The organism is Paenibacillus sp. sgz302164 (assembly GCF_056120505.1).
Window position 1 is genome coordinate 44,986 of sequence record NZ_JBVYOL010000039.1, and the last position, 10,449, is coordinate 55,434.

Annotated in this window: 12 protein-coding genes; 11 read left to right on the top strand and 1 reads right to left on the bottom strand. The window is 54.9% G+C overall.

Translation table 11 applies throughout. From position 1 onward, the window contains the following. Window position 1: 1 nt before the first annotated feature. Window positions 2-1,294, bottom strand: a complete 1,293-nt coding sequence (locus tag AC0LWT_RS35960) for a nucleoside recognition domain-containing protein (RefSeq protein ID WP_474686625.1) — start codon at window positions 1,292-1,294, stop codon at window positions 2-4. A gap of 125 nt (window positions 1,295-1,419) precedes the next feature. Between AC0LWT_RS35960 and AC0LWT_RS35965 the strand changes: the two genes are divergently transcribed. The 11 genes from AC0LWT_RS35965 (at window position 1,420) to rnc (ending at window position 10,259) form a co-directional block, all read left to right on the top strand. Continuing rightward, on the top strand, window positions 1,420-2,544 hold the full coding sequence (locus tag AC0LWT_RS35965; RefSeq protein ID WP_474686626.1) for a SepM family pheromone-processing serine protease: 1,125 nt from the start codon (window positions 1,420-1,422) through the stop codon (window positions 2,542-2,544). A 90-nt stretch (window positions 2,545-2,634) separates the two neighbouring features. Beyond that, entirely contained in the window at window positions 2,635-3,141 is a 507-nt protein-coding gene (locus AC0LWT_RS35970; RefSeq protein WP_474686627.1) for a YceD family protein, read from the top strand. Between the two features lie 31 nt (window positions 3,142-3,172). Beyond that, window positions 3,173-3,346: a 50S ribosomal protein L32 gene (gene rpmF / locus AC0LWT_RS35975; protein ID WP_235121874.1), complete on the top strand. Its 174-nt coding sequence runs from the start codon at window positions 3,173-3,175 to the stop codon at window positions 3,344-3,346. A 111-nt stretch (window positions 3,347-3,457) separates the two neighbouring features. Next, on the top strand, window positions 3,458-4,105 hold the full coding sequence (gene fapR, locus AC0LWT_RS35980; RefSeq protein ID WP_474686628.1) for a transcription factor FapR: 648 nt from the start codon (window positions 3,458-3,460) through the stop codon (window positions 4,103-4,105). Then, a complete protein-coding gene (plsX, locus tag AC0LWT_RS35985) occupies window positions 4,089-5,078 on the top strand; it encodes a phosphate acyltransferase PlsX (RefSeq protein WP_474686629.1) in 990 nt (329 codons plus the stop codon). The genes fapR and plsX overlap by 17 nt, the downstream gene beginning before the upstream one ends. 10 nt (window positions 5,079-5,088) lie before the next feature. Further along, window positions 5,089-6,075, top strand: a complete 987-nt coding sequence (locus AC0LWT_RS35990; protein ID WP_474686630.1) for a beta-ketoacyl-ACP synthase III — start codon at window positions 5,089-5,091, stop codon at window positions 6,073-6,075. A gap of 49 nt (window positions 6,076-6,124) precedes the next feature. Then, window positions 6,125-7,063: an ACP S-malonyltransferase gene (gene fabD / locus AC0LWT_RS35995; RefSeq protein ID WP_474686631.1), complete on the top strand. Its 939-nt coding sequence runs from the start codon at window positions 6,125-6,127 to the stop codon at window positions 7,061-7,063. A gap of 48 nt (window positions 7,064-7,111) precedes the next feature. Then, window positions 7,112-7,852, top strand: coding sequence for a 3-oxoacyl-[acyl-carrier-protein] reductase (gene fabG / locus AC0LWT_RS36000; RefSeq protein WP_474686632.1), 741 nt, complete (start codon window positions 7,112-7,114; stop codon window positions 7,850-7,852). A gap of 84 nt (window positions 7,853-7,936) precedes the next feature. Beyond that, window positions 7,937-8,170, top strand: a complete 234-nt coding sequence (acpP, locus tag AC0LWT_RS36005) for an acyl carrier protein (RefSeq protein WP_235121879.1) — start codon at window positions 7,937-7,939, stop codon at window positions 8,168-8,170. Between the two features lie 90 nt (window positions 8,171-8,260). Beyond that, window positions 8,261-9,496, top strand: a complete 1,236-nt coding sequence (gene fabF / locus AC0LWT_RS36010) for a beta-ketoacyl-ACP synthase II (protein ID WP_474686633.1) — start codon at window positions 8,261-8,263, stop codon at window positions 9,494-9,496. Window positions 9,497-9,557: 61 nt separating this feature from the next. Continuing rightward, window positions 9,558-10,259 (top strand): ribonuclease III, encoded by a 702-nt coding sequence (rnc, locus tag AC0LWT_RS36015; RefSeq protein WP_474686634.1) that lies wholly within the window; start codon window positions 9,558-9,560, stop codon window positions 10,257-10,259. Window positions 10,260-10,449: the final 190 nt, after the last annotated feature.

A 10,449-nucleotide genomic window follows, 5' to 3' on the forward strand; every position in this document is an offset into this window, starting at 1 on the left:
GTCAGCGGGAATTCATGTTTTGCCATGTGCGGATGGACAGCGAAAGCAGCAACATCGCCCCCAGCAGGACAATCAGCTGCGCGGACACCGCTGCCCACAGCGCCCATATCCGTTCGCCTGCGAAAGGGAAAGGGCTTGCAAAGCTGGCGGCCGGGGCTGCATTCAGCCATAGAAAGCTGGGCTCGGCTTGTTCCAGCAGCGGCTGAAGCGGCTTCCACAGCGCAAACGTCAGTACGAACGCAAGTGTGCCGTGCAAGGAGCGGGCCAGGAAAAAGGGGAAGTAGCGCACGTCGGTTTTCTGATGAAATCCGGCTGCCTGCGCATGGGCCGACAATCCTCCCCAGCCCAAAAACGCGCTGAGCAAGGCCATTTGCCACGGGAGCGCTAGCGGTTGCGTCTGGCTGAAGGCGTAAGCGCCAAGATGAATTTCAAACAAGGCTTTGATCCATTGCGGAGCAATATCCGTATCGAGCTTGGCGATAGCCGCGGCGGCGCCAATAACGAAGCGCACGCCTTCTATTAGGTGCGTAATGGTGATGACGTTGATCAATACGGAGAAAATCATCATGTACCCGCCGATCAGCATGAGCGCCTGGACGGAGGAAGTGACCGAATCGCCGAGCAGCTTGCCGAAGGCGCGCCCATCGTGCAAATAGGCTTCGCGCATGCTCTGCGCCGAACGTTTCCAGATGGAAGCCCCGTTATGCATCGAGGGCTGCTTGTGCTCTTCGGAGAGGGGCGGGCTCTCCTGCGTCTGCTTGTGTCCGCCGCGGTTTCGCCACAGCAGCCCTGCAAGGATTGCCGACAAGTAATGGATGACAGCGAGAAGGAACCCTAGTCTGGCGCTGTGAAGGAAGCCGACGCCGACGACCGTTATTAGAAAAAGCGGGCTGCAGAGGTGGGACAAGGCGTTCAGACGCTCCGCTTCGGAACGGGAAAGCAAATTTTTTTCCCGCAGCGCTGCGGTAATTTTGGCACCGGCAGGAAAACCTACTATGAGACCCGATGCCAGCGCCCAGCCGCTCACTCCGGGAAGGCGAAAGAGCAGCCGCATCAGCGGGGTGAGCAAGGTGCCGATTCCTTGAATGACGCCGAACCCGATCAGCAGTTCCGTCATAATAAAAAAGGGCATAAGCGCCGGAAATACCAGCTTCCACCAAATGGAAAGCCCGGCGAGCGAGGATTGAAAAGCCTGATCCGGGAATAAAATGATCGATATGACGACGACCGCAGCCAAGGCTCCGAGCAGCGCCGTGGTAAGCCTGCTGCCGGTTCGTCTGTTCAAACGCTGCATGGAATCACCTCGTCCTTTAAATATGCTACATGTGTACGCGCCAAGCGGCAGCTTTAGACCAAGCATTGCGAATGCCGTCCGCAACGGAAGGCCTGAACGACATCATCAAACGGAGGGAAAGCAGTATGGACGACAAGGAAGAAAACGGCATCCGTACATGGTCTAACAATTCTTACCGTCACCCGGGAAGCGGGGGAATCAGACGTTACCTGGTTTCCATTCTGGTGGGTGTTGTGATTATTTATCTTCTTTTCTTCGTTTCGCTGCCGTATTTTATTTTTATGCCCGGAACGGCTGAGAATATCAGACCGATGGTGACCGTCGCAAAGGGCGCGGATCCCGAGAAAGGGACGCTCATGCTGACGACCGTGCGGGTCGCGGACGCCAACGTAGTGAATTATGTGGTCGCATTGCTCAACCGTTATGAAGAGATTCAGCCCAAATCGAGCGTTTACCGCAATGGGGAGTCCGAGCAGGAATACACGCAGCGGCAGGAATACGTCATGCTGACCTCGCAGGCCAGCGCCATGCAAGCGGCTTACATGAAAGCGGGCGTCCCTTATCATATCAGCCACGAAGGCGTGATGGTGCTTCAGACGCTTCCCGGCTTGTCCGGTGAAAAAGTGCTGAAAGCGGGCGATGTGCTGCTGAAAGCAGGCGATACGGACATCAAGGCGGCTCAGGATTTACTGGACACGCTGAAGGGAAAAAAAGCCGGCGAGACAATCGACATCACATTTAAAAGAAACCAGGTCGAACAGAAGCAGACGCTCGCGCTCGGACTGCTGCCCAAGCAGGAAGGGTCAGGCCAAGAGCAGCGGGCCGGCATCGGCGTAGTGCCGGCCGATATGCAGTCCGTAAAAGCGGACAACGCACAGCAGCAGGTTACGATTAAAGCCGGGGAAATCGGCGGTCCCTCCGCCGGTCTGATGTTCTCGCTCGAAATTTATAACCAGCTTGTCCAAGGCGACATTACCAAGGGCCACCGCATCGCCGGGACGGGGACGATCGATGCCGACGGCACTGTGGGGCCGATCGGCGGCATTCAGCACAAAATTATTGCTGCCGACAAGCAGGGGGCGGAATATTTTTTCGCGCCGAAAGACGTGACCTTTAAGGACGGCACCAAGATTCAAAACTATACCGATGCGGTGGAAAGAGCCAAACAAATTCATTCCAAAATGAAGGTAGTCGAAATTGCCACGATGGACGATGCCTTGAAGTTTTTGAACGACTTGCCGGCCAAATAACATCGGCCCGCAAAGAAATTGTGCGCCGATTGGTTGACAAATGACGAATATACTGGATATAATAATCTTTGTTTGTTTGGGGTGATAATCATGCAGATTTACTTGAAAGATCTTGCTCTCAAAGGACAACCGGTTCATTTAACGGAAGATATGAATCTGGCCGCGGCTTTTCAAGGCCGGCAAGATATCCTTCGCTACAGTCCCGTGCATGTCGATCTTCATGCAGTGCATGAAGGAGGGGCGGCTAAAGTTAACGGTACGTTAACGATGGATTTGGAGTTAAGCTGTTCACGATGCTTATCGCACGTCAAGCAAACAATCGAGCTTCCTTTCCGGGAAGTTTTCACGCAGAAGCTGGATGAAGACGCCGACGATAACGAGGATATTCATCTGGTAACTGAAGATAAAATCGATTTGGAGCCTTACGTGGTCGAAAATGTAGTGGTCGGTTTACCTTACATACCACTTTGTGACGAAGCGTGTAAAGGTCTCTGCCCCGTGTGCGGAGGGAACCGCAATCTGCACGATTGCGGCTGCAAGCAGGACACAACAGATCCAAGGCTTGCAGGTCTCGCGGACTTTTTCAACAAAGAATAGCGGAATGAAATTCTCTTAAGGAGGTGGGAATATGGCAGTACCTCAAAGAAGAACGTCCAAAACTCGTCGCGATAAGCGCCGTACTCACTTTAAATTGGAAGTTCCAGGAATGGTAAAATGCGACCAATGCGGAGAGCTCAAGCTGGCGCACCGCGTTTGCAAAACTTGTGGTTCTTACAAAGGAAGAGAGATCGTAAAAGCATAAGCAAGCCAATATAGTACTTCATCTTCGTGTGAGGTGCTATTTTTTTTGCTTTCTTTTTGTTCTTAAATTTAATATACTACAATTTAGTATCTGGTAATAAGATGAGCTATAATGCAACTCTCAAATGATAAGGTGGTGCTCGTCATCGAACGCCTTCCTAAACGGCAAAGGCAGCAACAGCTGCTGCAAGAGATCGAAGCGAACCCTTTTATGACCGACGAAGAGCTGATGCGCAAATTTCAGGTCAGCATTCAGACCGTCCGATTGGACCGGTTGGAGCTGGGCATTCCCGAACTGCGGGAACGGATGAAGCACATGGCCGTAAAGACGTACGATCAGGTGCGTTCGCTATCTCTGGACGAAGTCATTGGCGAAGTTATCGATATTCAGCTGGATCAAAGCGGTATCTCGATATTTGAAATTAAAGAGGAACACATTTTTTCCAGAACGAAAATTGCCAGGGGGCATCACATTTTTTCCCAAGCCAACTCGCTTGCGGTTGCCGTCATCAACGATCCGATCGCGCTGACCGCATCGGCGGACATCCGGTTTCTCCGTCCGGTTAAACTTGGAGAGAAATGTATCGCGAAAGCGTATGTCAGATCGGTTTCCAGAGGGAAGGCCCGGGTCGAAGTCATTTCCTACGTAGGGGAAGAGGCCGTATTTCAGGGCAATTTTGTCATCTTTCATTCGAAAAAAGAACAGCCTAACAATCAAGCATCTCAAGAGGAGGACAAGCTGCATGCGGATAGCGATTGACGCCATGGGCGGCGACAATGCCCCCAAGGACGTAGTGGAAGGTGCGCTGGAAGCGGCAAAAGAATGGAGTGACGCAGAAATCATTCTGGTCGGCAATACCGCAGCCATAGAAGCGTTTTTGCAAGAGAAGCCGGCCAACGTAACGATCAGGCACGCGGAGGAAATCATCGAAGCGGACGACGAGCCCGTAAAGGCGGTGCGGCGGAAAAAGGATTCCTCCATGGTCGTAGCCGGACGGATGGTCCGGGAAAAAGAAGCGGATGCGATGATATCCGCAGGCAATACAGGGGCGCTCATGACGACAGGGCTGCTCATCATCGGCAGAATTGCCGGAATCGAGCGCCCGGCGCTTGCCCCGATGATTCCGACCATTAACGGCAAAGGCCTGCTGGCACTCGATCTCGGCGCCAATATGGACGCTACGGCCGAGCATTTGTCCCAATACGCCATCATGGGCAGCATTTACCGCAACAAGGTCCATGGCATTGCGAAACCGCGGGTCGGGCTGCTCAATGTCGGCACGGAAGCGATGAAAGGCAACGAGTTGACGAAAGCGGCTTATCCGCTGCTGGAGCAGGCCCCGATTCATTTTGTCGGCAACGTGGAGTCGCGCGACGTGCTCAGGGCCGAATGCGACGTGCTGGTCTGCGACGGCTTCGCCGGCAATATTATGCTGAAGTCGCTGGAAGGCGCCGCATCGGTATTTTTCTCGGTGCTGAGGACGGAATTTACGCGGACGTGGTATTCCAAGCTGGCGGCGGCTATTTTAAAACCCGGCATTATGAAATTCAGAAAGCAATTCGATTATAAAGAGCACGGCGCCGGCCCGCTGCTCGGCATCCAGGGCTTGGTGCTCAAATGCCACGGCTCGTCCGACGCCAATGCGATCAAAAATGCGGTCCGCCAGGCGAGAGTGGCGCTGCAAAACGATCTGGTAGGGGCCATATCAACGGAAATCAGTCACGGGAAGTGAGAGGAACGACATGAATTTAATACCGGTTGGAGTGCTCGGCGCGGGGAAATATGTGCCGGATCGGATATTGACGAATCAAGAGCTGGAGACGATGGTCGAAACGAACGATGAATGGATTGTCACCAGAACGGGAATCCGCGAGAGAAGAATCGCCGATGCCGCACAAGCTACGTCCGATCTGGCGTACGAGGCTTCGCTCATCGCCCTGAACAATGCGGGCATTACCCCCGACCAGCTCGATTTAATTATCGTGGCGACGATTACGCCGGACATGGCGTTTCCTTCGACCGCCTGCGTGCTGCAGGAACGGCTCCGCGCTAAAAAAGCGGCGGCATTCGATCTGTCCGCCGCATGTTCGGGCTTTATATACGGATTGGCGAATGCGTCCAATTTCATCGCCACAGGCGCGTACAAATATGCGCTCATCATCGGAGCGGACTGCCTGTCGAGAATTACGGATTATACGGACCGCAATACGTGCATCTTGTTCGGCGACGGAGCCGGGGCGGTCGTGATCGGCGAAGTGCCGGAGGGAAGAGGCTTCAAATCGTTCGAATTGGGAGCCGACGGTTCCGGAGGCGAGCTTCTGAAAATCGCCGGAGGCGGATCGCGGCGCCCGGCTTCCAAGGAGTCGCTGGACGAGCGTCTGCATTACATTTACATGGCCGGCGCGGAAGTGTTTAAATTTGCCGTGCGGATTATGGGCAACGCCGCCGACGAAGCGCTGCGCAAAGCGGGATGGGACAAGAGCGACATCGATCTGCTCGTGCCGCATCAGGCGAACATGCGCATCATCCAGTCTTCGCTGAGCAAGCTTGAACTCAGCGAAGACAAATGTATGATCAACCTGGACAAATACGGCAATATGTCGGCCGCCTCCATTCCGGTGGCGCTCGCGGAAGCCGCGGAGCAGGGCAGAGCAAAAGAAGGAGACCGCCTGATCCTCGTCGGCTTCGGCGGAGGTTTGACCTGGGGCGCATCCGCGCTGGTCTGGTAGAAGGTTTGGCATTGGGCCGATATTGATTGAGAGCGAGGAACCTTTTTATATGGGTAAAATAGCGTTTGTTTTTCCGGGACAAGGCTCTCAAGCCGTGGGCATGGGCAGCGATTTGTATCAGAACCATGCGGCCGCGAAGACATATTTTGACCGGGCGGACGAAGCGCTTGGCTTCAAGCTATCGGACCTGATTTTTCAAGGGCCGGAGCAGGAACTGAAGATCACGTACCACACGCAGCCTGCGCTGCTGACAACAAGCATCGCTTGTCTGGAAGCGTTCAAGGCTGCGGGCGTGAACCCCGACTATGTCGCAGGACATAGTCTCGGCGAATACAGCGCGCTCGTCGCCGCAGGCGTGCTCGCGTTCGAAGACGCGGTTCGCACCGTGCGGGCCCGCGGCGAGTTCATGGAGCAGGCCGTCCCCGGCGGCCTGGGCGCAATGGCGGCCGTGCTGGGAGCCGAGCGCGAAGCGCTGGCGGAGCTGTGCACGGCCATCAGCGGCGGCGGCTCCGTCGTGGAGCTCGCCAATGTGAACTGCCCGGGACAGATCGTCGTCTCGGGCAGCAGGGAAGGCGTCGCCGCGGTCGCGGAGCGCGGCAAGGAAGCCGGCGCGAAGCGCGTCATACCGCTTGAGGTGAGCGGGCCCTTCCACTCTTCGCTCATGAAGCCGGCGTCCGAGCGCCTCGCCGAGGTGCTCGCGCGCGTGCCGATGAGCAAAGCGGCCGTGCCTGTCGTGGCCAACGTCACGGCGCGGCCGGCCGTGCAGCCCGATGAAATCCGCGGGCTGCTCGCAGAGCAGGTATACTCCCCGGTTCTATGGGAGGATACGGTCCAATATCTGATCGGCCAAGGCGTCGATACGTTCATTGAGCTCGGCTCGGGGACAGTGCTCGCCGGACTGATCAAGAAGGTGGACCGCAGCGTGAAAGCCGTATCGATCGGCAGCCTGGAAGCGCTGGAGAAATATGTGCAGGAAGTTCACGTGTAAGCGGAAAGTCAAGTTCATGCGTCAGAACGAAGGAGGTCAGCATTACATATGCTAACGGGTAAAGTTGCGCTTGTTACGGGCGCTTCAAGAGGGATCGGCCGTGCGATCGCTCTGCATTTGGCCGAATCGGGCGCAGATGTGGCCGTCAATTATGCCGGCAGCGAGCAGGCGGCGCAGGAAGTCGTTGCCTTGATCGAAGCGATGGGGCGCAAAGCCGTCAAGCTTCGCGCCGATGTGAGCGGCAGCCAGGAAGCCGAGGATTTGATCAAGCAAACGCTGGAGGCTTTTGGCAAAATCGACATCCTGGTGAATAATGCCGGGATAACGAGAGACAATTTAATCATGAGAATGAAGGAAGAAGAATTCGATCAGGTTATCGCTACCAATCTCAAAGGCGTCTTCAACTGCATCAAGGCAGTGACGCGCCCGATGATGAAGCAGCGTTCCGGTCGGATCATCAATATATCTTCCGTAGTTGGCGTGCTCGGCAATCCGGGGCAAGCTAACTATGTGGCGGCCAAAGCGGGAGTCATCGGCCTCACCAAAGCGACGGCGAGAGAGCTTTCCTCCCGCGGCATTACCGTCAACGCGGTGGCGCCGGGCTTTATCGAGACCGATATGACCGACAAGCTGTCCGCCGAGCTGCGCGAGAGCATGCTCGCGCAAATCCCGCTGGCGCGTCTGGGGCAGCCGGAAGAAATCGCCAAAGCCGTGCGCTTCCTGGCTTCCGACGACGCTTCCTACATGACGGGCCAAACCCTGCATGTGGACGGCGGCATGTACATGTAAAACAGGCCCCCACGGGAACTGCAAAATTGCCTACTGGCAATCTGTCCAAGTTTCTCGTATAATACCAAGGAGGAGGTGAACCGGATGTCCGACGTATTGGATCGTGTGAAACGAATTGTAGTCGATCGTCTAGGGGTAGATGAGGCTGAAGTCACCCTCGAAGCATCTTTCAAAGAAGATTTAGGTGCTGATTCTCTCGATGTAGTAGAATTGGTAATGGAACTAGAAGATGAATTCGATTTGGAAATTTCCGACGAAGATGCCGAGAAGATTACTACTGTAGGAGAAGTTGTGAATTACATAAAATCTCATACGTAAAATCTTACAAGTCCCGTTTTCTTAGCAAGACGGGACTTCTCTCCATCTTCACTAACAAACAATGCTTTCTTATATAGAGGTGGTAGTGCAATGAACAGAGTCGTTATTACTGGTATGGGCGTAGTTACGGCCCTTGGTCAAGATTTGGAAACGTTTTGGGCGAATTTGACGTCGGGCAAGTCCGGAGTGAGCATGATCGAAAATTTCGATGTAAGCGAATACTCTACCCGCATCGCTGCCGAGGTCAAAGACTTTGATATCGAGCAGTATGTGGATCGCAAAGAAGCCCGCCGCATGGACCGTTTCGTGCAGTTTGCCGTTGCGGGTTCGATCAACGCGCTTAAAGACGCTAACCTGAACGTGAAAGAAGATACCGACCCCGAACGCGTGGGAGTCTCCGTAGGCTCGGGAATCGGCGGTTTGAACACTTGGGAAGAGCAGCACCGCACTTTGCTTGAAAAAGGTCCGAAACGCGTCAGCCCGTTCTTTATTCCGATGATGATCGCGAATATGGCCTCCGGCCAAATCTCGATGATCACCGGCGCCAAAGGACCGAACAGCACGGCCGTTACGGCTTGTGCAACGGGCACGCACTCGATCGGCGACTCCTTTAAAATGATTCAGCGCGGCGACGCGGACGTGATGATCTGCGGCGGCGCCGAAGCGACCATTACGCCGATCGGCGTAGCCGGTTTCTGCGCGCTGCGCGCCATGTCGACACGCAACGAGGAGCCGCAAAAGGCGAGCCGTCCGTTCGATACGGATCGTGACGGGTTCGTGATGGGCGAAGGCGCAGGCGTTCTTATCATCGAATCGCTGGAGCACGCGCAAAAGCGCGGAGCGCGCATCTATGCGGAAGTGATCGGATACGGCATGAGCGGGGACGCTTACCATATGACCGATCCGGATCCGGACGGAGCCGCCCGCTGCATGGCCAAAGCGATCAAAGATGCGGGCATCGCGCCGGAAGCGATCTCCTACATCAATGCGCACGGAACTTCGACGCCGGTAGGCGACAAATCCGAAACGACCGCAATTAAAAAAGCGCTCGGCGAGCACGCATACAAAGTGGCCGTCAGCTCGACCAAATCGATGACAGGCCATCTGCTCGGGGCTGCGGGCGGCGTAGAAGCCGTTATATGCGGCTTGACGATCGCGAATAACACGATTGCGCCGACGATCAATATCGACAATCAAGACCCGGAATGCGACCTTGACTATGTGCCGAACGTAGCCCGGACAACGAAAGTGGACATCGCGATGTCGAATTCGTTTGGCTTCGGGGGACACAATGCGACGATCATTCTGAAAAGGTTTGAAGCATAAATTGCCTTCCTGCGAAGAAAGATAATGCACATATCATTCTCTCTGGGCGGTGAACAAAGCAATGAACCGGGATGTTAAAGAACTGCAAAATCGAATCGGCATCAGGTTTCGGAGGCCGGAGCTGTTGAGGCAGGCTTTCACGCATTCTTCGTACGTCAACGAGCACCGGATCGCCGGACATAAGGATAACGAGCGCCTGGAGTTTTTGGGAGATGCCGTTCTGGAACTGACTGTTTCGGAATTTTTATACGATACATATCCGGGACGTTCGGAAGGCGAGTTGACGAAGCTGCGGGCTTCGATCGTATGCGAGCCTTCGCTCGTCACGTTTGCCGAGAATCTCGACTTCGGCGCCTTCGTCCTGCTGGGCAAAGGGGAGGAGCTGACCGGCGGCCGATCCCGCCCGGCGCTGCTCGCCGACGTGTTCGAGTCTTTCATCGGGGCTTTGTACCTGGATCAAGGGCTTGACAGCGTGAAAAACTTCCTCAAGAAGCACGTTTTTGCCAAAATATCGAATGTCGGCAAATTGCTGGTCATCGACTACAAAACGCAGCTTCAAGAGCATACCCAGCACCATAACCTGGGCTCTCTGGAATACCGGATCGTAGATGAGCGCGGACCAGCGCACGAGCGGGAATTCATCGCAGAGGTGTATATGGACGAGGAACTGCTCGGCACGGGAGCCGGCCGTTCCAAGAAAGAGGCCGAACAGCAAGCCGCTTCCGGTGCGCTGTCCAAGCTGAACGTAGCGGTTGAGCGGTAACGATAATCGAATGATCAAGGAAAAAGAGGCGGCTGCGGCTGCCTTTTATTTATGAAAAAGAACTTTTTGGGGTGATCGGGGGGAGACCCCCAATGTTGTCAGGTTAAGCGGTTATAGCCCCCGCCGCTTGGTCTTCGTGAATTTGTTAGCTTTTGTCTGTTTGTTCCGTTTGAAAGAGCGATCCTTCACT

Bases quoted from the DNA above. Each gene is read 5' to 3' on its own strand.
- AC0LWT_RS35960 (WP_474686625.1), bottom strand. From the start codon at position 1,294: ATGCAGCGTTTGAACAGACGAACCGGCAGCAGGCTTACCACGGCGCTG.
- AC0LWT_RS35965 (WP_474686626.1), top strand. From the start codon at position 1,420: ATGGACGACAAGGAAGAAAACGGCATCCGTACATGGTCTAACAATTCT.
- AC0LWT_RS35970 (WP_474686627.1), top strand. From the start codon at position 2,635: ATGCAGATTTACTTGAAAGATCTTGCTCTCAAAGGACAACCGGTTCAT.
- rpmF (WP_235121874.1), top strand. From the start codon at position 3,173: ATGGCAGTACCTCAAAGAAGAACGTCCAAAACTCGTCGCGATAAGCGC.
- fapR (WP_474686628.1), top strand. From the start codon at position 3,458: ATGCAACTCTCAAATGATAAGGTGGTGCTCGTCATCGAACGCCTTCCT.
- plsX (WP_474686629.1), top strand. From the start codon at position 4,089: ATGCGGATAGCGATTGACGCCATGGGCGGCGACAATGCCCCCAAGGAC.
- AC0LWT_RS35990 (WP_474686630.1), top strand. From the start codon at position 5,089: ATGAATTTAATACCGGTTGGAGTGCTCGGCGCGGGGAAATATGTGCCG.
- fabD (WP_474686631.1), top strand. From the start codon at position 6,125: ATGGGTAAAATAGCGTTTGTTTTTCCGGGACAAGGCTCTCAAGCCGTG.
- fabG (WP_474686632.1), top strand. From the start codon at position 7,112: ATGCTAACGGGTAAAGTTGCGCTTGTTACGGGCGCTTCAAGAGGGATC.
- acpP (WP_235121879.1), top strand. From the start codon at position 7,937: ATGTCCGACGTATTGGATCGTGTGAAACGAATTGTAGTCGATCGTCTA.
- fabF (WP_474686633.1), top strand. From the start codon at position 8,261: ATGAACAGAGTCGTTATTACTGGTATGGGCGTAGTTACGGCCCTTGGT.
- rnc (WP_474686634.1), top strand. From the start codon at position 9,558: ATGAACCGGGATGTTAAAGAACTGCAAAATCGAATCGGCATCAGGTTT.